This is a genomic window from Pseudomonas sp. B111 (assembly GCF_026428275.1).
GTDB lineage: Bacteria > Pseudomonadota > Gammaproteobacteria > Pseudomonadales > Pseudomonadaceae > Pseudomonas > Pseudomonas aeruginosa.
The window spans coordinates 3674309-3694741 of sequence record NZ_CP097857.1 but is presented as its reverse complement, the minus strand read 5'-3'; the positions used below and the strand labels follow the sequence as shown (position 1 = coordinate 3694741).

The 20433-nt window shown below is 66.8% G+C and carries 18 protein-coding genes; 11 read left to right on the top strand and 7 right to left on the bottom strand.

Annotated elements, in window-relative coordinates:
* Positions 1–60 precede the first annotated feature (60 nt).
* A complete protein-coding gene (locus M6E97_RS17110; RefSeq protein WP_033938912.1) occupies positions 61–3423 on the top strand; it encodes a diguanylate cyclase in 3363 nt (1120 codons plus the stop codon).
* A 3-nt stretch (positions 3424–3426) separates the two neighbouring features.
* On the opposite strand, the gene M6E97_RS17105 is transcribed toward M6E97_RS17110, so the two are convergent.
* Complete coding sequence (locus M6E97_RS17105) at positions 3427–4428, bottom strand: AraC family transcriptional regulator (protein ID WP_033938948.1); 1002 nt, start codon at positions 4426–4428, stop codon at positions 3427–3429.
* Positions 4429–4763: 335 nt separating this feature from the next.
* Here M6E97_RS17105 and dctA point away from each other — a divergent pair, with 335 nt between their 5' ends.
* A complete protein-coding gene (dctA, locus tag M6E97_RS17100) occupies positions 4764–6074 on the top strand; it encodes a C4-dicarboxylate transporter DctC (RefSeq protein WP_003133810.1) in 1311 nt (436 codons plus the stop codon).
* A 74-nt stretch (positions 6075–6148) separates the two neighbouring features.
* Here dctA and M6E97_RS17095 read toward each other — a convergent pair whose 3' ends face one another.
* Positions 6149–7039 (bottom strand): LysR substrate-binding domain-containing protein, encoded by an 891-nt coding sequence (locus tag M6E97_RS17095; protein WP_003109209.1) that lies wholly within the window; start codon positions 7037–7039, stop codon positions 6149–6151.
* A gap of 201 nt (positions 7040–7240) precedes the next feature.
* On the opposite strand from M6E97_RS17095, the gene M6E97_RS17090 reads away from it, so the two are divergent.
* The 4 genes from M6E97_RS17090 to M6E97_RS17075 all read left to right on the top strand — a co-directional run bounded on the left by M6E97_RS17090 (position 7241) and on the right by M6E97_RS17075 (position 11397).
* The gene (locus M6E97_RS17090) at positions 7241–7870 is read left to right on the top strand and encodes a glutathione S-transferase family protein (protein WP_003140525.1); all 630 of its coding nucleotides are present in this window, start codon (positions 7241–7243) and stop codon (positions 7868–7870) included.
* Entirely contained in the window at positions 7867–8886 is a 1020-nt protein-coding gene (locus M6E97_RS17085; protein ID WP_015503313.1) for an LLM class oxidoreductase, read from the top strand. Before M6E97_RS17090 ends, M6E97_RS17085 begins: the two co-directional genes overlap by 4 nt.
* Before the next feature lie 101 nt (positions 8887–8987).
* Complete coding sequence (locus M6E97_RS17080; protein WP_003082447.1) at positions 8988–10127, top strand: acyl-CoA dehydrogenase family protein; 1140 nt, start codon at positions 8988–8990, stop codon at positions 10125–10127.
* 88 nt (positions 10128–10215) lie between these two features.
* Complete coding sequence (locus tag M6E97_RS17075; protein WP_023084495.1) at positions 10216–11397, top strand: CaiB/BaiF CoA transferase family protein; 1182 nt, start codon at positions 10216–10218, stop codon at positions 11395–11397.
* A gap of 1 nt (position 11398) precedes the next feature.
* On the opposite strand, the gene M6E97_RS17070 is transcribed toward M6E97_RS17075, so the two are convergent.
* The 3 genes from M6E97_RS17070 to M6E97_RS17060 form a co-directional block, all read right to left on the bottom strand.
* Positions 11399–11896, bottom strand: a complete 498-nt coding sequence (locus M6E97_RS17070; protein ID WP_003082453.1) for a SprT family zinc-dependent metalloprotease — start codon at positions 11894–11896, stop codon at positions 11399–11401.
* Between the two features lie 167 nt (positions 11897–12063).
* Complete coding sequence (locus M6E97_RS17065; RefSeq protein ID WP_003082455.1) at positions 12064–12663, bottom strand: Yip1 family protein; 600 nt, start codon at positions 12661–12663, stop codon at positions 12064–12066.
* Positions 12664–12821: 158 nt separating this feature from the next.
* Positions 12822–13415 carry a DNA-J related domain-containing protein gene (locus M6E97_RS17060; protein ID WP_003082458.1) on the bottom strand — a complete coding sequence of 198 codons (594 nt, stop codon included), beginning with the start codon at positions 13413–13415 and terminating at the stop codon, positions 12822–12824.
* 102 nt (positions 13416–13517) lie between these two features.
* Between M6E97_RS17060 and ttcA the strand changes: the two genes are divergently transcribed.
* Positions 13518–14342, top strand: a complete 825-nt coding sequence (gene ttcA / locus M6E97_RS17055; protein WP_003082462.1) for a tRNA 2-thiocytidine(32) synthetase TtcA — start codon at positions 13518–13520, stop codon at positions 14340–14342.
* A 46-nt stretch (positions 14343–14388) separates the two neighbouring features.
* Positions 14389–15060: a DNA-3-methyladenine glycosylase I gene (locus tag M6E97_RS17050; RefSeq protein ID WP_019485862.1), complete on the top strand. Its 672-nt coding sequence runs from the start codon at positions 14389–14391 to the stop codon at positions 15058–15060.
* Between the two features lies 1 nt (position 15061).
* On the opposite strand, the gene M6E97_RS17045 is transcribed toward M6E97_RS17050, so the two are convergent.
* Both M6E97_RS17045 and ddaH read right to left on the bottom strand, forming a co-directional pair.
* Positions 15062–16480, bottom strand: coding sequence for a basic amino acid/polyamine antiporter (locus tag M6E97_RS17045; protein WP_003082465.1), 1419 nt, complete (start codon positions 16478–16480; stop codon positions 15062–15064).
* Between the two features lie 104 nt (positions 16481–16584).
* Entirely contained in the window at positions 16585–17349 is a 765-nt protein-coding gene (gene ddaH, locus M6E97_RS17040) for a dimethylargininase (RefSeq protein WP_003086612.1), read from the bottom strand.
* A gap of 210 nt (positions 17350–17559) precedes the next feature.
* Between ddaH and ddaR the strand changes: the two genes are divergently transcribed.
* The 3 genes from ddaR (at position 17560) to M6E97_RS17025 (ending at position 20426) form a co-directional block, all read left to right on the top strand.
* Complete coding sequence (gene ddaR, locus M6E97_RS17035; RefSeq protein ID WP_003133709.1) at positions 17560–18960, top strand: transcriptional regulator DdaR; 1401 nt, start codon at positions 17560–17562, stop codon at positions 18958–18960.
* Positions 18961–18972: 12 nt separating this feature from the next.
* Entirely contained in the window at positions 18973–19743 is a 771-nt protein-coding gene (locus tag M6E97_RS17030; RefSeq protein WP_034005185.1) for an NAD-dependent deacylase, read from the top strand.
* A gap of 65 nt (positions 19744–19808) precedes the next feature.
* A complete protein-coding gene (locus M6E97_RS17025; protein WP_003082470.1) occupies positions 19809–20426 on the top strand; it encodes a C40 family peptidase in 618 nt (205 codons plus the stop codon).
* Positions 20427–20433: the final 7 nt, after the last annotated feature.

The window sequence follows — 20433 nt, the reverse complement described above, 5'->3', positions numbered from 1 at the left end:
ACGCTGAAGTCTGTTCGGCTGGCGCAGTTCCTTTGACGCAGGTACCGGGGATTCGAGCGGATGTTCAGTGGCAAAACCGACGACAGGGGCTTGTGGGCGGGCATCCAGGCCGGTGTGCTGTTCTTTCTCGCCGCCCTGGCCTGCATCTACCTGTCGCGCCAGCCTGCCACCATCGCGGCGATCTGGCTGCCCAACGCGATCCTCACCGCCGCCCTGCTGCGCGCGCCGCTGCGCCAGTGGCCGGCGATCCTGCTCTGCTCCGCCGTGGCCAACCTGGCGGCCAACCGCCTGTATGGCGACAGCCTGTGGATGAGCGCGGCGTTCCTGCCGGCCAACCTGAGCGAAGCGATCTTCGCCGCGATGCTGTTACGCATCAACCGGGTGCGCGAGGACTTCGAGTTCAACCTGCATTCGGCGGTTCGCGTGCTCTGGGCCGGCGCGCTGATCCCGCCCTTGCTCGGTGCCTCGGTGGGCGCGGTGCTGGTCAGCGTCTTCGGCATGGGGCGTTTCCCGGAAATGTGGGCGCGCTGGTACGTGGGCGATGCGATGGGCATGCTCGCGCTGCTGCCGTTGTGCATGGCCAGCAACCTGGCGGCCTGGCGTCACGCTCTGTCGGGGCGGGCGGGAGTGGACAACGCGATGCTCCTGCTGGTGACCCTGGTGATCAGCTTCGTGGCCCTGACGCGCCTGCCCTACGCCTTCATCTACGTGCTCCTGCCGCTGCTGGTGGCCGCCGCCAGCACCAGCGTGTTCGGCACCGCGCTGATCGGCTGCCTGAACACCTGTTTCATCGCCGTGCTGATCGCCCTCGGCGTGTTCGTCCCCGAGTCGTCCCAGCAGCGTTTCGGCGAGCCGCTGCTGTACCTGCCGATGGCCTTGACCCTCATTCCCGCCTTCCTGGTCTCGGTGATCATGGAGCGCAGCCGCCGCGAGCAGCATCAGGTGGCCATCGGCGAGGCGCAGTTCCGCGGCGCCATGGAATTCTCGGCGATCGGCATGGCCCTGGTGTCGCTGGAGGGGCGGCTGTTCAAGGTCAACGAGGCGCTGTGCCGGATGCTCGGCTATTCCGCCGAACGCCTGGGCGAGCTGTCGTTCCAGGAGATCACCTATGTGGACGACCTGGAACTGGACCTCGACCTGGTGCGCGACCTGCTCGCCGGGCGTATCAACTCCTACCAGATGGAGAAGCGCTACCTGCGCCAGGACGGCGAAACCTTCTGGGCGCGCATCAGCGTGTCGCTGGTGCGCGACGAGGAGGGAGTCGCCCAGTACTTCGTCACCCAGGTGGAGGATATCGACAGTCACAAGCGTGCCGAGCTGGAGCGCGAGCGCCTCGCCGAACGGATCAAGCTGGCCACCGACGCCGGGCAGATCGGCATCTGGGAGTGGGACCTGGCGCGCAACCGCCTGCACTGGGATTTCCGCATGTTCGACCTGTACGGCATCCGCAGCGGTCCCGGGGAGACCACGGTGGAGCAGTGGAAGGCGAGCCTGCATGCCGAGGATCACGACCGCGTGCTGCGCGAGCTGGAGCGCGCCGTCAGCGGGTTGCAGAAATTCGACTGCGAGTTCCGTATCGTCCGCCCCAACCGCGAGGTTCGCCACCTGCGGGCGATCGCCACGCTGACGCGCGACGAGGACAACCGTCCGGTGCGGATGATCGGCATCAACAGCGACATCACCGAGATCCGCACCCTGGCGGAAACCCTGCACGAGGAAAAGGAACGCCTGCAGGTGACCCTGTATTCCATCGGCGATGCCGTGTTGACCACCGACGCCGGCGGCCGCGTGACCTTCATGAACCCGGTGGCCGAGGCGATGACCGGCTGGACCCTGCAGGACGCCATCGGCGCGCCCCACGAACTGGTCTTCAACGTGCTCGACAGCGACACCGGCGAGGCCCTGGAAAGCCCGGTGCGACGCTGCCTGCAGAACACCCGGGTGTTCTACCTGGAGGACGGCGCCACGCTGATCAGCCGCAAGGGCGAGCAGCACGATATCCAGAATTGCGCGGCGCCGGTGCGCACCCGCGATGGCGAGATCATCGGCACCGTGCTGGTGTTCCAGAACGTCACCAAGGCCCGGGCGATGCAGCGCGAGCTGAGCTATCACGCCTCCCACGATGCCCTCACCGGGCTGTTCAACCGCACCAAGTTCGAGGAGGAGCTGCAGCGCGCCCTGGCCAACGCCCAGGAGCGGGCGACCCAGCATGCGTTGTGCTTCATCGACCTCGACCGCTTCAAGGTGGTCAACGATTCCGCCGGGCACGCGGCGGGCGACATGCTGCTGCGCGAGCTGAGCCGGATTCTCGCCGACCGCACCCGCGCCTCCGACACCCTGGCGCGGCTGGGCGGCGATGAGTTCGGCCTGCTGCTGTTCGATTGCGACCTGGCGGAGGCGGAGCAGGTGGCGAGCAAGCTCATCGAGCAGATCTGCTCGGTGCGCTTCCCCTGGGAAGGGCGGCTCTACGACGTGGGCGCGAGCATCGGCATCACCGCCCTTACCGCCACCTCGCGCAGCACCAGCGAACTGATGAGCCAGGCCGACGTGGCCTGCTACGCGGCCAAGCATGCCGGGCGCAACCGGGTTTCGGTGTACCAGTTCGGCCATGAGGAAGTGGAGCGCCAGCACCGCGACATACTCCTCGCCAGCGGGCTGCGCGAGGCCCTGGAGAACGACCGCTTCCAGTTGCAGGCGCAGGAGATCGTCCCGGTCGGCCCCCGCCGCGACGGCGACCGGCACTACGAGCTGCTGCTGCGACTGTACGATCCGGATGGCCAGATGACTCCGCCGGGCGCCTTCATCCCGGCCGCCGAGCGCTTCAACCTGATGGCCAGCATCGACCGCTGGGTGATCAACGAGGCGCTGATCAACTTCGGCGCGCGGATCGCCGCGGTGGAGGGCCTGAGCATCGGCATCAACCTGTCCGGCAACTCGCTCAACGACCCGCTGTTCCTGCCTTACCTGCTGGATCGCATCGAACACTCGCCGCTGAGGCCGGAGCGCCTGTACTTCGAGCTGACCGAGACGGCGTTGATGAACCAGTTGTCGGTGGCTTCGCGGATCGTCGCCAAGCTGCGCGACCTCGGCTGCAAGGTGGCGCTGGACGACTTCGGCTCCGGCCTGAGTTCCTTCAATTACCTGAAGAATTTCGTCGTCGACGTGATCAAGATCGACGGCAGCTTCGTCCGCAACCTGGACAAGAGCCCGGTGGACCAGGCCATTGTCGACTCCATCAACCAGATCGCCCACCGCCTGGGCGCGGTGACCGTGGCCGAGTTCGTCGAGAGCCGGGAAATCCTCGATCACCTGGCGCGCCTCGGGGTGGATTTCGCCCAGGGCTACGCGGTCGGTCGGCCGCAGCCGTTCGCCACGGTGCTCGACCAACTGCGCAGCGGGCTTCGTCGCCAGGAGCTGGGCTGAGCTTCAGGCTTCCGCCTGGTGCCGGTACGCGCCGGGGGTGAGGCCGGTCCACTTCTTGAACGCGCGATGGAAGGCCGAGGGCTCGGAAAAGCCGAGCTGCTCGGCGATGTCCTGGATCGACAGCTCGTCCCGACCCAGGTGGTAGATCGCCAGGTCGCGGCGCAGGTGGTCCTTGAGTTGCTGGAAGTTGCCGCCTTCCTCGCGCAGGTGGCGTCGCAGGGTCTGCGAACTCATGTGCAGTTGGCGGGCGACCTGGTCGAGGTCCGGCCAGCGCCGGCAGTCGCGGCCGAGCAGGCGGCGGATCTGGCTGGTCAGGCTGTCGCCGCCGTCCGGGCGCGCCAGCAGGTCGGCGGGAGAGTGCTGGAGGAACTGCTTGAGGGTGCGTTCGTCCTGCAGCAGCGGCATGCCCAGGTAGCGGGCGGCGAACAGCAGGCTGGTGCAGCCGGCGGAAAACCGCCGGGGGCAGGGAAACAGCAGGTCGTACTCGGCCTGGTGGTCCGGCGCCGGGTAGCTGAAGGTGGCTTCCTCCAGGCGGATGCGCTGGCCGATCAGCCAACTGGCGAGGCGGTGCCAGATCACCAGCAGGCTTTCGGCGAGAAAGTGATCCGGGTCCGACAGGTGGCGTTCCTCGAGGCTCAGGCGCACCAGGTCGCCTTCGCGCCGCAGGTGGATCAGCGGCGCCTGGGGGAACAGGCCGTAGAACAGTTCGCCGCGCTGCAGGGCCTTTTCCAGGGTCCGGCAATGAATCAGGGTGTGGCACATCATGGCGAAGGTGCCGCGCTTGCTGCGGACTTCGCCGAAGCCCATGTATTCGTCGTCCAGCACTTCCCAGAGCAACTGCATCAGGCGGGTGAACTGCTCCGGCGCGATGCGTGCCCGCGGTTCGTCCAGCAGGGCCGGCTGGATGCCGGCGCGACGCAGCAGGGCGGGGCCGTCCAGGCCTTGGCGCGTGGCCCCGCGCAACGCGGCGCGGACGAAATGGCTGGCGATGGTGCGCTCACGCATGGCGGCGTCCTTGTTGTTGGAACGGCGATGGTAGGGCGCCACCCGGAAGACGACAAGGGTGGTGGCGGACTCCCGCCATGCTCGCGCGGCACAGCCGGCCCGCCGGGCGGTAATCCGCCACGCTTAGCCCGCTATGCAATTTTCATTTTTTATTTAACTTGTTGATATATAAGGATTTTATTTAGAGAAAGAGCATCCTGGCACAGCCTCTGCAATGCCTGGGCAAGGTTCCGCCGCGGCGGTTCACGACAAAAAATCTCCCCAGCAAGGGGGGTAACGCTACCGGTGAGCGCGTTCCAGGGAACTGGCGAAGCGCCCCCGTGAGGACTCTGCCCATGACCAAACAACCCTTCTACAAGAGCCTGTACGTGCAGGTTCTGGTCGCCATCGCCATCGGTATCGCGCTCGGCCACTGGTACCCGGAAACGGCGGTGGCGATGAAGCCGTTCGGCGACGGCTTCGTCAAGCTGATCAAGATGGCCATCGCGCCGATCATCTTCTGCACCGTGGTCACCGGCATCGCCGGCATGCAGAGCATGAAGTCGGTCGGCAAGACCGGCGGCATGGCGCTGCTGTACTTCGAGGTCGTCTCCACCGTGGCCCTGATCATCGGCCTGGTAGTGGTCAACGTGGTCCAGCCGGGCGCCGGCATGCACGTCGACCCGAACACCCTCGACACCAGCAAGATCGCTGCCTACGCCGCTGCCGGCGAGAAGCAGAGCACCGTCGACTTCCTGATGAACGTGATCCCCGGCACCGTGGTCGGCGCGTTCGCCAACGGCGACATCCTCCAGGTCCTGTTCTTCTCCGTGCTCTTCGGCTACGCCCTGCATCGCCTGGGCAGCTACGGCAAGCCGGTGTTCGAGTTCATCGAGCGCGTCTCCCACGTGATGTTCAACATCATCAACGTGATCATGAAGGTCGCCCCGATCGGCGCGTTCGGCGCCATGGCCTTCACCATCGGCGCCTACGGCGTGGGTTCGCTGGTGCAGCTCGGCCAACTGATGCTGTGCTTCTACATCACCTGCATCCTGTTCGTGCTCATCGTCCTCGGCGGCATCGCCCGCGCCCACGGCTTCAGCATCCTGCGCTTCATCAAGTACATCCGCGAGGAACTGCTGATCGTGCTGGGCACCTCGTCTTCCGAGTCGGCCCTGCCGCGGATGATCGACAAGATGGAGAAGCTCGGCTGCAACAAGTCGGTGGTCGGCCTGGTGATTCCCACCGGTTACTCCTTCAACCTCGACGGCACCTCGATCTACCTGACCATGGCCGCGGTGTTCATCGCCCAGGCCACCGATACGCCGATGGACATCACCCACCAGATCACCCTGCTGCTGGTGCTGCTGATCGCTTCCAAGGGCGCCGCCGGCGTCACCGGCAGCGGCTTCATCGTGCTCGCCGCGACCCTTTCCGCCGTCGGCCACCTGCCGGTCGCCGGCCTGGCGCTGATCCTCGGCATCGACCGCTTCATGTCCGAAGCCCGCGCGCTGACCAACCTGGTCGGCAACGGCGTGGCCACGGTAGTGGTTTCCAAGTGGTGCAAGCAGCTCGACGAGGGCACCTTGCAGCGCGAACTGGCCGGCGAGGGCAACGCTTCGTCGCCTGCCAGCGATATTCCGGTGGGCGGCCGCGAAGCGGTCTAAGCTCAAACCTGTTCGGCAGGGGGAAGTGAAGAGCTCCCTGCCGCCCTTCGAACCCGCCCTCGTGGCGGGTTTTTTTATGCCTCGGCGGCGGCCTGCTCGCGCAGCCAGGCGAGGAACAGCGAGAGGGGCGCTCGTTGCGCCGCTCCTGGCAGGCTCACCGCGTAATAGGCGAAGCGGCTCGGCCAGGGCCGCTCGAGGGCGACCGCCAAGCGGCCGCTGGCGATCTCGGCGCGGGCATGGATCTCCCGTACCAGCGCGATACCCTGGCCGGCCTCGGCGGCGCGAACCAGCAGCAGGTCGTCGGCGAACGCCGGACCTCTCTCGCTGCGCGGGTCGTCCTCCACCCCCATCGCCCGCAGCCACAGGCGCCAGTCATTGCGCTCCGACTCCTGCAACAGCGGGTAGGCCAGGCAATCGATCGCTTCGCGGATCTCAGGGCCTTCCGCCAGCAGGCGCGGGCTGGCCACCGGGATCAGCGGCGGGGCCATCAGCGCCTGCACGTCGAGTCCGGGGTAGTCGCCGAGCCCGTGGCGGATGGCGACGTCGATTCGTTCCCGGCGCAGGTCGGCGAGCAGTGCCGTAGCCTCCACGCGGACTTCCACCTGCGGGTGCGACGCGCTGAATTGACCGAGGCGCGGCACCAGCCATGTGGCGGCGAAGGAGGGCTCGGTGCTGACCGTGAGGGTCTGGCGGGCATTGATCGCCTCCAGCTGGGCAAGGCTCGCGGTGATCTGCTCGAAGGCCTGGCGGAGGCCGGGATAGACCTGCTCGCCCTCCGGCGTCAGGCGCATGCCATGGCTGAAGCGCTGGAACAGGACGACGCCGGTGCGCGCCTGCAGAGCCCTGAGCTGCTGGCTTACCGCGCCGGGAGTGACGCCCATGGCCGCGGCCGCGCGGGTGAGATTGCCATGGCGGGCGGTTTCGACGAAAGCGCGTAGCGCGAGGAGCGGGAGGACGGCACCCATGAATTCAGTTTTTCTATAAACAGGTTGTAGAAAGGATCGTTTTTCATCCGCCGACCTGGGCTTCAGCATGTGTGGCGAAACGAGAGACTTTAGCCTAGCTGCTTTCTTCGGTGTGCGGGAAGCGGCCGAGGCGGTTTCCCCGGTCGGCGCCGCCCCCATCGCCCAGGCGCCGGATAGTCCAGCGCTGCAAGGATACTTGCCATGCCTTCCCTCCAGCTCTACAGCGACAGTTCACCCAACGGATTCAAGATCACCATCGCCCTCGAGGAACTGGGGCTGCCCTACGCACTGCACCACGTTCGCATCGACCATGGCGAGCAACGCCGCCCGGAATTCCTGCGCCTGAATCCACATGGCCGGATACCGGTGCTGGTAGACCGGGCCGCCGGCATCACCCTGTTCGAGTCGGCGGCGATCCTGCAGTACCTGGCGGAGACCAGCGGGCGGTTGCTTCCCGACGCCCCCCGGGAACGCTGGGAGGCCCTGACCTGGCTGACTTTCCATGCTTCCAGCATGGGCCCCATCCTCGGCCAGCGCGTGCATTTCGAGATCTTCGCCGAAGAGCGGTACCCGCCGGCCATCGAACGCTATCGGCGGCTCTCCGAGGAGGTTTTCGCCACCCTCGACCAGCGCCTGGCCGGACGGCCCTGGCTGGCCGGTGAGCAATACTCCATCGCCGATATCGCCACCTTCGGCTGGACCCATACGGCGCGGATCGTCGACTTCGACTTCAGCCATTATCGCCACCTGGACGACTGGCACCGGCGCATGGCCCTGCGGCCTGCGGTGCAGCGCGGGATCGTCCTGCCGGAACCGGCGGTGGGTCCATGAGCGCCCTGCTGCAAGGCGCCTCGGCGCCGGCCTTCGTCGGGCACCCTGGCTATCGGCGCATGTTCGCCGCAGACGCGCTGACCCTGGGCCTGTTCCTGCCGTTGCGTTTCTACCAGGGCGACATGCGGGTGCTGCTGGGCCAGGCGCGGCTGGTCGAAGACATCGATCGACTGGGATTCGCCGCCGTCTGGGTACGCGACGTACCGTTGTTCGACCCACGCTTCGGCGATGCCGGACAAGTGTTCGATCCGTTCACCTACCTTGGCTATCTGGCCGGGCGGACCCGCCGTATCGCCCTGGCCACCGGCAGCGCGGTGCTTTCCCTGCGCCAACCGGTCGACCTGGCCAAGGCCGCGGCGAGCGTCGACCGGTTGTCCGGCGGACGCCTGGTGCTGGGCCTCGCCTCCGGCGACCGGCCGGTGGAGTTCCCCGCCTACGGGTTGGAGCATGCGCAGCGCGGCGAGCGGTTCGCCCAGGGCCTGGACTACCTGCGCCAACTGCTGCACGGCTGCCGGCACGTCGCCTCGCCGCTCGGTACGCTGGACGACGCCGAACTGTTGCCGCGTCCGCCGGCCGGCGCCATCCCGCTGGTCGTCACCGGCTCCGCGCGGCAGCCGGCGGACTGGCTGGCACGCCAGGCGGATGGCTGGCTGACCTATCCGGAGTCGACTGTCGATGCGTCCGGGCCACGTCGCCTGGCCGGGAAGATCCGCGCCTGGAGGATGTCCATCGCGGACGGCGGGTTCCGCCCGCACATGACCAACGAATGGCTGGACCTGGTGGACGACCCGGCGTATCCGCGTACGCCGTTGCACGGCGGCTACGTCCTGCGCACCGGGCGCAACGGCCTGATCGAGCTGCTCGGCGAATGGCGTGCGGCGGGCGTCAACCATGCCGCCCTGGGCATCCAGTTCTCCGCCAGGCCGGCAGCGGAAGTCATCCAGGAACTGGCCGAGGAGGTGCTGCCGCTGTTCCCGTCCCACCCGGGCGTGCAGCCGGCGAGCATGGACTGGTAGCTGACCGATTCGGTCAACCGAGCCTGAGCGCTCGCGTCATTGAGGGCGCCGGCCGGCGCCGCCTACCCTGCGGAACCACTGACCGCAGGGAGTCCCCGTACATGCAACGGCAGATCTTCGAGACCGAACACAACCTGTTCCGCGATGCCTTCCGCGCCTTTCTCGACAAAGAGGTGGTGCCGCACCAGGACGCCTGGGAAGAGGCCGGGGTGGTCGACCGCGCTGTCTGGAGGAAGGCGGGGGAGATGGGCTTCCTGCTGCCCTGGGCGGACGAGGAGTACGGTGGCGCCGGGCTCAAGGACTTCCGCTACGAGCAGATCATGTGCGAGGAGCTGGCGCGGATCAACGAACCGGGCTTCATGATCCCGCTGCACTCGGCGTTGTGCGGGCCGTACATCGCCGAATACGGTAGCGCCGAGCAGAAGGCCCGCCTGTTGCCGGGGATCGTCCGTGGCGAGACCATCCTCGCCGTGGCCATGACCGAGCCGTCCGCCGGCTCCGACCTGGCCGGCATGCGCAGCACCGCGGTGGACAAGGGCGACCACTGGCTGCTCAACGGCTCCAAGGTGTTCATCTCCAACGGCCTGCTGGCCGACCTGGTGATCGTCGCGGCGAAGACCGATCCGGCGAACAAGCACGCCATGGGCCTGTTCCTGGTGGAGCGCGGCATGCAAGGCTTCGAGCGCGGGCGCAACCTGAAGAAGCTCGGCATGAAGAGCCAGGACACCGCCGAGCTGTTCTTCAACAATGTGCGGGTGCCGAAGGAAAACCTGCTGGGCGACGCCAAGGGCGGCTTCTTCTACCTGATGAACATGCTCGCCCAGGAGCGCCTGACCAACGCCTGCGGCGCGGTGGCCGGGGCCGAGGCGGCGTTGCAGGCGACCATCGACTACGTGAAGGAGCGCCAGGCCTTCGGCCGGCCGGTGGCGCACTTCCAGAACACCCGCTTCAAGCTCGCCGAAATGCGTACCCAGATCGACGTGGCGCAGGTCTTCACCGACCGCTGCGTGATGGACCACAACCAGAAGAAGCTGTCCCCCGAGGTCGCCGCCGAAGCCAAGCTGTTCACCACCGAGCTGCTGGGCAAGGTGGTCGACGAAGGCGTGCAACTGCATGGCGGCTGGGGCTACATGTGGGAGTATCCGATTTGCAGGATGTACGCCAACGCCCGCATCCAGCGGATCTTCGCCGGTACCTCGGAGATCATGAAAGAGATCATCAGCCGCGGCATGAAGCTCTGACGCCACGGCCATGTCGCGCCGCGCGGCGGGTGGATAGGCTGCTCGGCAGGCGATTCCGACCAATGCCCGGCGACCCAGAGGAGGGAGCATGAAAGGCCCGTTGTCATCGTTGAAAGTGCTGGATTTCTCGACCCTGTTGCCGGGGCCGTTCGCCTCGCTGCTGCTGGCCGACATGGGGGCCGACGTGCTGCGCGTGGAGTCGCCCGGGCGCATGGACCTGGTGCGGGTGCTGCCGCCGCACGTCGATGGCACCTCGGCCAGCCATGCCTACCTGAACCGCAACAAGCGTTCCATCGGCCTCGACCTGAAGCGGCAGGGCGCACGCGAGGTGGTGCTGGAGCTGGTACGCGAATACGACATCGTCCTCGAACAGTTCCGTCCGGGGGTGATGGACAAGCTCGGCGTCGGCTACGAGGCGCTGAAGGCGGCGAACCCGCGGCTGATCTACGTGGCCATCACCGGCTACGGCCAGACCGGGCCGTACCGCGAGCGCGCCGGGCATGACATCAACTACCTGGCGCTGGCCGGCGTCGCCAGCTACACCGGGCGCCGCGAGCGTGGCCCGTTGCCGCTGGGGGTGCAACTGGCGGACCTCGCCGGTGGTTCGTTGCATGGCGTGATGGGCCTGCTGGCGGCGGTCATCCACCGGCAGCAGACCGGCGAGGGGCAGTTCGTCGACATCAGCATGACCGACTGCGCCTTCAGCCTGAACGGCATGGCCGGCGCCGGCTATCTCGCGGCCGGGGTCGAGCCGGAGATGGAGGCGCTGGCGCTGAACGGCGGCAGCTTCTACGACTACTACCGCACCCGCGATGGCCGCTGGTTCTCGGTGGGCAGCCTGGAACCGCAGTTCATGCAGCAATTCTGTGCCGCCATCGGCCGCCCGGAACTGGCCGCCCGCGGCCTGTCGCCGAAGCCGGAAGAGCAGCGGGCGCTGAAGCGCGAGATCGAGATGGAGTTCGAGAAACGCGACTTCGCCGAATGGCAGGCGGTGTTTGCCGCCCTGGATGCCTGCGTGGAGCCGCTGCTGCCGCTCTCCGAGGCGCTGGAACACCCGCAGTTGCAGGCGCGCGGGCTGGTTGCCCAGGTGCCGCTGGCGGACGGCGGCAGCCAGGCGCAGATGGCCTGTCCGATCAAGTTTTCCGCCGGCCTGCCGGCGCCTCGCCACATCGGCGCGGCGCTCGGTGCCGACACCGTGGCGGTGCTCGAAGGCCTGGGCTACTCCGCCGAACGGATCGCCGAGCTGAAGGCGGCCGGGGCCATCGCCTGAATCACTCGCGGAGCACTTCGCCGGTGAACACCAGGGTCGCCTTGCAGCGCCGGCAGTAGTAGCGGCGCCCCTTGGCCACCAGGGTGTGGCGTTGCGGGGAGAACGGGAAGTCGTTGTGCTCCGGGCAATGGCAGCGGTACAGGTAGCGGGTGGTGGCGCGGCGCTTGACCGCGTAGGTGTGGCAGCGGTCCGGCGGCAGGCCGTAGATGCCGCGCATGATCAACTGCCACTCCTCGCCGTGGGGGCGGATGCGCGGGCCGAACAACTGGTGCGCGATCAGGTGCGCGACTTCGTGGGCCACGGTCTGTTCCAGGAAGTGCTCGCGATTCTCGCGGTACAGCTGGGGATTGAAGCGCAGCAGGTTCTCGTCGAGGTGGGCGACCCCGGCTTTCTGGCCGCGCAGGCGGAAGCTGACGGTCGGGCGGGGGAAGCTGCGTTGGAAGAAGTGTTCGGCCTGCCGATAGCAGGCCTCGACGCGGGCGTTGAGGTGTTCGGGCATTCGGGAAGACTCCAGCAGCGGGCGATTATGCCGGAGACAGGAGGGCGGGCGCAGGCGTCGGGACGACCGCTCGTCCGGGGTGCAGGATCAGGCAAGCGCGGCGGCGGGCAAGAAAAAACCGGGCGGCGGTTGCCCGCGGCCCGGTCGTACGATGCGTTCGCTGGACGTCAGCTGGTGTATTCCGGGCCGACCCCGCTGCCCCAGAGGATCACCGACAGGGCGATCATCGCCACCAGCACCACCAGGCCCACCGCCAGCACCGAGCTGGAGAACAGGAAGCCTTCGTCCTTGTGGATGTTCATGAAGGTGGGAATCCCCACGTAGAGCAGGTAGACCGTGTAGCTGATCGCCGCCACCCCGACGATCATTCCCAGCCAGAGGTGCGGATACAGCGCCGCCAGCCCGGCGATGAACAGCGGCGTGGCGTTGTAGGCGGCGAACACGATGCACTGGGTCAGGCTCGGGTTGGCGTCGTAGGTCCGCGCCATCCAGTGGATGAACGCGCCCATCACCGCCACCCCGGCGAGCATCGCCAGGTAGGTGAGGACCGTCATCTGCAACGCGCTGGCCTGGGTCAGCTTGACCGGATCGCCGCCGCCGACCACCCAGCCGACCTGGGTCGTGCCGATATAGGCGGAAATCGCCGGAATGGCAGCCAGGATCAGGATGTGGGTCAGGTACATGTGGCTGATGCTTTCTTCTTCGCCACGGATTTCCTGCCATTCCTGATCGGGATGGGTGAAGAGCCCCCATACATGATGGATCATGCCGTTTCCTCCTCGTTCTTATGTGGTCGCCCCCCAGCGAAGCGCCGGGCGCGCATGGACAGCGCCACCCGGTGCTCGGCCGACCTATGCGACCTTATGTCGCAGTATAGGAACGGCCCGACCCCGCGTCGCTCGCGGGGTTAGAGCAAATCGAAGCTTCACGGCCGGCTGTAATAGCGTTGCAGTATTTCCATCGCCTTGTTGATCGATTGCAGGCGCGCGGTGCTGCCGCCGCGGTCGGGATGGTGCTGGCTGACCAGTTGCCGGTAGCGCAGCTTGATGGCGGGATAGTCGACCGCGCCTTCCAGCTCGAACAGGGCGAGGGCGGCGGCCTTCTCCTCGCTGCCCTGCATGCGCGTCCAGAAACTCTGCAGCAACCGCTCGACGTCGGCCTCGCTGGTCTCCCCCAGGTGACGCAGGTCGAGGTAGTAGTCGCGCAGCGGATCGCCCTGTTCCAGCGCCTGCGTGCCATCCACGTAAGGATGCAGGCGCAGGCTCAGCGGGCTGATCTCCAGGTGCGCCTCGCGCTCGGCCCAGAGGTGGTCGCGCAGGTGGTAGAGCGCGTTGAACAGGAGGAAATGGGTGCGGAACAGCACCAGCTTGTCGGCCAGTTCGCGATGGGGGATATGCGTCGAATGGCGGGCCTTCAGCAGCTGGATCAGCTGGTATTCGGAAAGCCCCTCGGGATGCTCGCGCAGCAGGCAGAGGATCTGCCCGGCGAGGTCGAGGCGGTGGTCGAGGTCGGGAGTCATGGGGCAAGACTAGCATCGGGCGTCGGGAGGGGCTGGGGTCGGCGTCGCTTTGTGCGTAAAATAGCCAGCTTTTCTCCTCGAACACCCGGATTCCAGAGCACCATGGGCACCCTTTCGGTCAATCAGAACAAACTGCAGAAGCGCCTGCGCCGCCTGGCCGGCGAGGCCATCACCGACTTCAACATGATCGAGGATGGCGACAAGGTCATGGTCTGCCTGTCCGGCGGCAAGGACAGCTACACCATGCTCGACATCCTGCTCTACCTGCAGAAGGTCGCGCCGATCCGCTTCGAGATCGTCGCGGTGAACATGGACCAGAAGCAGCCCGGTTTTCCCGAGCACGTCCTACCGGAGTACCTGAAGTCGATCGGCGTCGAGTACCACATCGTCGAGAAGGACACCTACTCGGTGGTCAAGGAGAAGATCCCGGAAGGCAAGACCACCTGCTCGCTGTGCTCGCGCCTGCGCCGCGGCACGCTGTACACCTTCGCCGACGAGATCGGCGCGACCAAGATGGCCCTCGGTCACCATCGCGACGACATCCTCGAGACCTTCTTCCTCAACATGTTCTACGGCGGCACCCTGAAGGCCATGCCGCCGAAGCTGCTGGCCGACGACGGGCGCAACGTGGTGATCCGGCCGCTGGCCTATTGCAGCGAGAAGGACATCGAGGCCTATTCCCAGCTCAAGGAGTTCCCGATCATCCCCTGCAACCTCTGCGGTTCGCAGGAGAACCTGCAGCGCCAGGTGGTCAAGGAAATGCTGCTGGAATGGGAACGCAAGTCGCCGGGGCGTACCGAGATCATGTTCCGCGCCCTGCAGAACGTGGTGCCGTCGCAACTGGCCGACCGCAACCTGTTCGACTTCGCCAACCTGCGCATCGACGAGAACGCCACGCCGCGCTTCCTCGACGTGATGAACCTCTGAGCCGCGCCGCGGGTCAGTTCTTCTCTCCGGTCTGCAAGGATTCCCGATGCGCGACTACGCCTGGATGTACGAATACTGCCTGAACCGCTTCGGCTCCAGGGAGGCGCTGGAAGCGCGCCTGCCGCAGCCGAAGAGCGCCGCCGAGCTGCGCGCGCTGGGTGACGACCGCTACCTGTCGCTGATCAGCCTGCGGATCTTCCGCGCCGGCCTCAAGCACAGCCTGGTGGACGCCAAGTGGCCAGCCTTCGAGGAAGTGTTCTTCGGCTTCGATCCGCAGAAGGTCGTGCTCATGAGCGCCGAGCATCTCGAGCGGCTGATGCAGGACGCCCGCCTGATCCGCCACCTGGGCAAGCTCAAGAGCGTGCCGCGCAATGCGCAGATGGTGCTCGACCTGGCCCGCGAGCATGGCAGCTTCGGCAACTTCCTCGCGGATTGGCCGGAAACCGACATCGTCGGCCTGTGGAAGCTGCTGTCCAAGCGCGGCAACCAGCTCGGCGGCTTGTCGGCGCCGCGTTTCCTGCGGATGGCCGGCAAGGACACCTTCATTCCCAGCGACGACATGGTCGCCGCGCTGAAGGCCCAGGAAATCATCGACAAGCCGCCCACCAGCCTCAAGGACCTGGCGGCCGTCCAGGGAGCCTTCAACCAGTGGCGCGAGGAGAGCGGCCGGCCGCTGTGCCAGCTGTCGGTGATGCTGGCGCATACGGTCAATCATTGAGCTAGAGGCTCAGCCGACCGCTGCCGATCATCCACAGCGCCGCCAGCGCGAGGACCAGCACCAGCGCCGCGACGCTGCCTTCGGCGCGATTGCCGAACGCCGGCAGGCCGCGCTGGCGACGGGCATGCAGGAAGAAGCCGAGGCCTGGCGCGTAGAGGATCATCGACAGCAGCAGGTATTTCAGCCCGGCGGCGTAGATCAGCCAGACCCCGTAGAGCGTCCCCAACAGCGCCAGCGCCAGCATCGCGCCCGAGTGCGGGCGGCGCGCCACCAGCTTCAGGCAGAAGCCGGCGCAGAGCAGGTAGGGGATCAGCGCCATCGAGGTGGCCAACTGGATCAGCGCGTTGTAGCCCGAGGCGTTGAGGAAGGCCACCAGCAGCAGCGCAGAGATCAGCGTGCTGGTCAGCCACAGTGCCGGCGCTGGGGTTTCCACCGCATTGGTGCGGCCGAACAGTGCCGGCGCGGTGTGCGTTGGGCCACGGCTGGCCAGGTAGAGCATTTCCACCGCGAGCATGGTCCAGGCCAGCAGCGCGCCGCCGACCGAAACGATCAGCCCGACGTTGATCAGCGTGGCGCCCCAGGGGCCCACCGCCGCGGCCATCACCTGGGCCATCGAGGGGTTCTTCATCTGCGCCAGTTCGTGCTGCGGCACCACGCCCAGCGACAGCACCGAGACGCAGACCAGCAACAGCAGGGTGACCACGAAGCCGAGCAGGGTTGCGCGGCTGACATCGGCCGCGTGCCGCGCGTGGCTGGCATAGACCGTGGCGCTCTCGATGCCGAGGAATACCCAGACGGTGTAGAGCATGGTGGTTTCCACCTGGCGGGTGACGCTGCCCAGTGCCGGGCTGCCCCAGAAGTCCAGGTGAAAGGTCTCGATGCGGAAGGCCAGGGCTACGCAGAGGATGAACAGGGCGATCGGCACCACCTTGGCGAGGGTTACGATAGCGTTGGTGATCGCCGCGTTGTGCACGCCGTGGAGGACGAAGGCATGCATCAGCCAGAGCACCGTCAATTCGCCGAGCAGCGCCGGCCAGGTGGTTCCGTCGCCGAAGAAGGCCAGCGCGCCGAATGAGCCGAGGGCGCTGAACAGCACCACCAGGTAGCCGGCGTTGCCGACCCAGGCGGAAATCCAGTAGCCCCAGGCGGCATTGAACCCCAGGTATTCGCCGAAGCCTTCGCGGGCGTAGCCGTAGACGCCGTCGTCCAGTTCGGGGCGGGTGGTCGACAGCCACTGGAATATCCGCGTCAGGGTCAGCATGCCGACGAAGGTGATCGCCCAGGCGATCAGGATCGCGCCGGCGCCTGCGCCTTCGGCCATGTTCTGCGGCAGGCTGAAGATGCCGCTGCCGATGATGCCGCCCACCACCAGCGCGGTCAGCGCCGGCAGCCCCAGTTTTCCCTTGTCCGAATCGGCCATGTGGCACCTCCGAAACTGCATCCGGTATGTCGCGCCAGGCGCAGGCGGAGCCTGCGCCGGGGTGCGACGGCGGGAGGCGGCGGGTCGGTCCGCCGCGGCATGGTTCAGAAGCGCAGTGACATGCAACTGACGCCGCCGTCGATCTTGCGGTATTCGGAGGTGTCCACCTCGATCACCCGGTAGCCGAGGCGGGCGATCTTCTCGCGGGTCCGGGGATAGCCGGCGGGCATGATCACCCTTTCGTTGACCCAGATGCAGTTGGCTGCGTAGGACTCCTCTTCGGGGATCTCGATGATGTTGAAGTCCTGGAACTCCGGCTTGCTGACGAACTCGCCGGCGGCCAGCAGGTTGTTGTGTTCCAGGTAGGCGAGCCCGGTCTTCAGGTGCAGGACCTTTTCCAGGCGCACCACCGAGCCGCTGAGGCCATGTTTCTCCAGGATCGCGATCATCTGCCGGGCGCCCTCGGCGTTGGTGCGGGCCGATTCGCCGATGTAGAAGTGGTCGCCGACCATCATGATGTCGCCGGCTTCCACCGTGCCGGGTGCCTCGATGCGCTCGACCTTGCCCGGATAGAAGCGCTGCACGGTTTCCTCGATGATCTCGGTCTCGCCGCGCCGCGATTCGGCGCCGGGGCGGGTGATGATGGCGCAGCGCGAGGTGCAGAGCACCGGGTCCTCGACGAACACCGAGTCGGGGAAGCGTTCGTCCGGCGGCAGCAGGGTGATGTCCACGTCGCAAGTCTGCAAGGCGCGGATGTAGGCGTTGTGCTGCTCCAGGGCCTTGGCGTAGTCCGGCTTGCCGAGGTGGCTGGAGGTCAGGCCGTCGACCAGGCTGCGGGCGGGCGTGCGAGCGATGATGTGCTTGAACATAACGATTTTCCTCGTGTGGGGACGACGAGGTCGTTGCAAGCCACGCGCCAGCCAACGCCCGGGAATTGCCTTGGAAATCCTTGATAAATCGGAGGATTTTCCTGGTTTTCCGAGGACTTGGTTGATCCACGCCAAGGATGCTCGGTCGCGCTGCGTCGAAGATGGGACAACTGACGAGATTTCGACATCCGGAAAACCGAGGGGGAGAGCATGGCGCTTGTCGAGGAGCCGACGATTTCCACGCGAAGCGGTGAACTGGCCTGGTTGGTGGACTGCCTGGCGCCGATTTTCGACGGCCTGCGGCAACCGGTCACGGTGGTCGACCCCTCCGGTCGCTTCGTCTACTACAACCGTGCCAGCGGCCTGCTCGATGGTCTCGACCCGCAGCGGGCGTTGGGCATGCACCTGTTGCAGAGCGCTCCCTGGCTGGCGGCCGAGCAAAGCACGCTGTTGCGTTGCCTGGCCGAAGGGCGGCCGTCGATCGATACGCTGCAGGCCTACGTGGGGGCCGGCGGCGAGCTGTTGCAGTATCGCCACCGGGCGATCCCGCTGCGCGGGCGCGACGGTTGCCTGCTCGGCGCGATGGAGCTCGGCGAAGTCGTCGCCGAGACCGAAGAGGCCGCAGGCCTGGCGGATTGCCCGAACATCCTGAGCGTGGCGCCGAGCCTGCTGCGGCAGTTGCAGCGCCTGGACGTTTTCGCGGCCACCGACCTGCCGCTGCTGATCCATGGCGAGACCGGCACCGGCAAGGAACTGTTCGCCCGTCGCGCCCATGCCCTGAGCCCGCGACGCAGCGGTCCGATGATCAGCCTGAACTGCGCGGCGATTCCCGAGACGCTGCTGGAAAGTACCCTGTTCGGCACCACCCGCGGCGCTTTCACCGGCGCCGAGAACCGCAAGGGCATGTTCGCCCTGGCGCAGGGCGGCAGCTTGTTCCTCGACGAGATCAATTCCATGCCGATGGCCATGCAGAGCAAGCTGCTGCGGGTCCTGCAGGACGGCAGCTACCTGCCTCTGGGCAGCCTGAGCCCGCAGCGGGCCGACGTACGCCTGATCGCGGCGAGCAACCAGCCGCCGCGCCAGGCGATCGCCGAGGGACGCCTGCGCGAGGACCTGTACTACCGCCTGGACGTGGGCAGCCTGTACATCCCGCCGCTGCGCGAGCGCCCCGGCGATGTGGAACTGCTGGCACGGGCGTTCGTCCGTCGCGATGCGCGCAGCCTCAACCCACGTGTCACCGCCCTTGGCGAACGGGCGCTGGCGCAGTTGCTGGCCTGCGACTGGCCGGGCAACGTCCGGCAACTGGAAAACGTGATCCGACGCAGCCTGTTGCTGCACGGGGAGGGCGGCGCACTGCTGGATGAGGTGGCGTTCGCCGACGACGGCGCCGAGGCCATGGGCGGCGAGGCCGCGCGCTCGATGAACAGCGCGGCGGTCGGAGGCCTGCGCGAGGCGCTGGCGCAACAGGAGCGCAACCTGATAGAAGACGCCTTGCGCCAGGCGCGCGGCAATCTCTCCCGGGCCGCCGCCCGGTTGCGGATTCCGCGCACGACCCTGCTCGGGCGCATGCGCCGGCTCGGCTTGCCGGCTTCCCTCGATCCGCCAGCCTGACAGGAGCCAACCATGGACAGCCACAGCCCGATCGCCACCGTCGCCCAGGCCCTGCGGCGCGCCGAACGCATCCTGGTCATCACCGGCGCCGGCCTCTCCGCGGACTCCGGTATGCCCACCTATCGCGGCCTCGGCGGTCTCTACAACGGTCGCACGGAAGAGGGCCTGCCGATCGAGGCGGCACTTTCCGGACCGATGCTGCGGCGCGATCCGGCGCTGTGCTGGAAGTACCTCGCGGAACTTGGCAAGGCTTGCCTGGCGGCCCGACCCAACGCCGGCCACGAAGCCATCGCCGAGTTGCAGAAGCACAAACCGGAATGCTGGGTGCTGACCCAGAACATCGACGGCTTCCATCGCCAGGCCGGCTCGCCGCCCGAGCGGCTGATCGAGATCCATGGCGAACTGGCGCCGCTCTACTGCCAGTCCTGCGGTGCCGAGAGCGGCGGCCTGGAGGAGCATCTGCACGGCCAGTTGCCGCCGCGCTGCGCCGCTTGCGGTGGGGTGCTGCGGCCGCCGGTGGTGCTGTTCGAGGAAATGTTGCCGGAAGAGGCGATCGATACCCTGTACCGCGAATTGCGCAAAGGCTTCGATGCGGTGCTGGTGGTGGGAACCACCGCGAGCTTCCCCTATATCGTCGAACCGGTGCTGCGCACGCGGCAGGCGGGAGGCTTCACCGCGGAGGTGAATCCTGGCGTGACCGACCTCAGCGAGCGGGTCGATGTGAAAATGACAGGACGAGCCTTAGACATCATGCCGCAGGTGGTAAGTCACATTTATCGATAAAAAACTTGCATAGGATTGATCGAGAAGGCAAATTAGCCCGCTAGTAAAACTAATGAGACACGGTCGTGCCCATGCTTAAACGCTTAGCACCCCTCGTGCCCATGAGTTTCGTTCTGCTGCTGGCCGCTTGCGCCAGCCATTCGCCGGAGCCGCAGGTCGCCAAAGAGCCGACCGCAGCCAAGAGCAGCATCGACGTCGAACGCGACGCGATCGCTTGGCAGGATGTTGAGGACGAAGGGGCGGACAATTCATCGGCTGGTACGCCTGCGCTGGCGTCCAGCATCCTCGAGCGCGCTTTCGAACTGATCGGTACGCCGTACCGTTTCGGCGGTACGACGGCGAAAGGCTTCGATTGCAGCGGCTTCGTCGGCTACCTGTTCCGCGAGGAGGCCGGCATCAAGCTGCCGCGCTCCACCCGCGAACTCATCGATATGGACGTGCCGCTGGTCTCCAAGGACGAGTTGCAGCCCGGCGACCTGCTGTTCTTCAACAACCGTGGCCGTGGCCGCGTCAGCCACGCCGGCATCTACATCGGCGATGGCCAGTTCATCCATTCCGCCAGCCGTCGCGGCGGCGGGGTGCGGGTGGACAGCCTGGACTCCAGCTACTGGAGCCTGAGCTACATGGAAGCCAAGCGGGTGCTCGAACCCGGCTACAAGGACGCCCTGACGAGCAAGCGCTAAACTTAAA

What these genes read in the sequence shown, in the direction of transcription:
- M6E97_RS17110 (WP_033938912.1), top strand. Translation starts at nt 61, where the DNA reads ATGTTCAGTGGCAAAACCGACGACAGGGGCTTGTGGGCGGGCATCCAG.
- M6E97_RS17105 (WP_033938948.1), bottom strand. Translation starts at nt 4,428, where the DNA reads ATGCGTGAGCGCACCATCGCCAGCCATTTCGTCCGCGCCGCGTTGCGC.
- dctA (WP_003133810.1), top strand. Translation starts at nt 4,764, where the DNA reads ATGACCAAACAACCCTTCTACAAGAGCCTGTACGTGCAGGTTCTGGTC.
- M6E97_RS17095 (WP_003109209.1), bottom strand. Translation starts at nt 7,039, where the DNA reads ATGGGTGCCGTCCTCCCGCTCCTCGCGCTACGCGCTTTCGTCGAAACC.
- M6E97_RS17090 (WP_003140525.1), top strand. Translation starts at nt 7,241, where the DNA reads ATGCCTTCCCTCCAGCTCTACAGCGACAGTTCACCCAACGGATTCAAG.
- M6E97_RS17085 (WP_015503313.1), top strand. Translation starts at nt 7,867, where the DNA reads ATGAGCGCCCTGCTGCAAGGCGCCTCGGCGCCGGCCTTCGTCGGGCAC.
- M6E97_RS17080 (WP_003082447.1), top strand. Translation starts at nt 8,988, where the DNA reads ATGCAACGGCAGATCTTCGAGACCGAACACAACCTGTTCCGCGATGCC.
- M6E97_RS17075 (WP_023084495.1), top strand. Translation starts at nt 10,216, where the DNA reads ATGAAAGGCCCGTTGTCATCGTTGAAAGTGCTGGATTTCTCGACCCTG.
- M6E97_RS17070 (WP_003082453.1), bottom strand. Translation starts at nt 11,896, where the DNA reads ATGCCCGAACACCTCAACGCCCGCGTCGAGGCCTGCTATCGGCAGGCC.
- M6E97_RS17065 (WP_003082455.1), bottom strand. Translation starts at nt 12,663, where the DNA reads ATGATCCATCATGTATGGGGGCTCTTCACCCATCCCGATCAGGAATGG.
- M6E97_RS17060 (WP_003082458.1), bottom strand. Translation starts at nt 13,415, where the DNA reads ATGACTCCCGACCTCGACCACCGCCTCGACCTCGCCGGGCAGATCCTC.
- ttcA (WP_003082462.1), top strand. Translation starts at nt 13,518, where the DNA reads ATGGGCACCCTTTCGGTCAATCAGAACAAACTGCAGAAGCGCCTGCGC.
- M6E97_RS17050 (WP_019485862.1), top strand. Translation starts at nt 14,389, where the DNA reads ATGCGCGACTACGCCTGGATGTACGAATACTGCCTGAACCGCTTCGGC.
- M6E97_RS17045 (WP_003082465.1), bottom strand. Translation starts at nt 16,480, where the DNA reads ATGGCCGATTCGGACAAGGGAAAACTGGGGCTGCCGGCGCTGACCGCG.
- ddaH (WP_003086612.1), bottom strand. Translation starts at nt 17,349, where the DNA reads ATGTTCAAGCACATCATCGCTCGCACGCCCGCCCGCAGCCTGGTCGAC.
- ddaR (WP_003133709.1), top strand. Translation starts at nt 17,560, where the DNA reads ATGGCGCTTGTCGAGGAGCCGACGATTTCCACGCGAAGCGGTGAACTG.
- M6E97_RS17030 (WP_034005185.1), top strand. Translation starts at nt 18,973, where the DNA reads ATGGACAGCCACAGCCCGATCGCCACCGTCGCCCAGGCCCTGCGGCGC.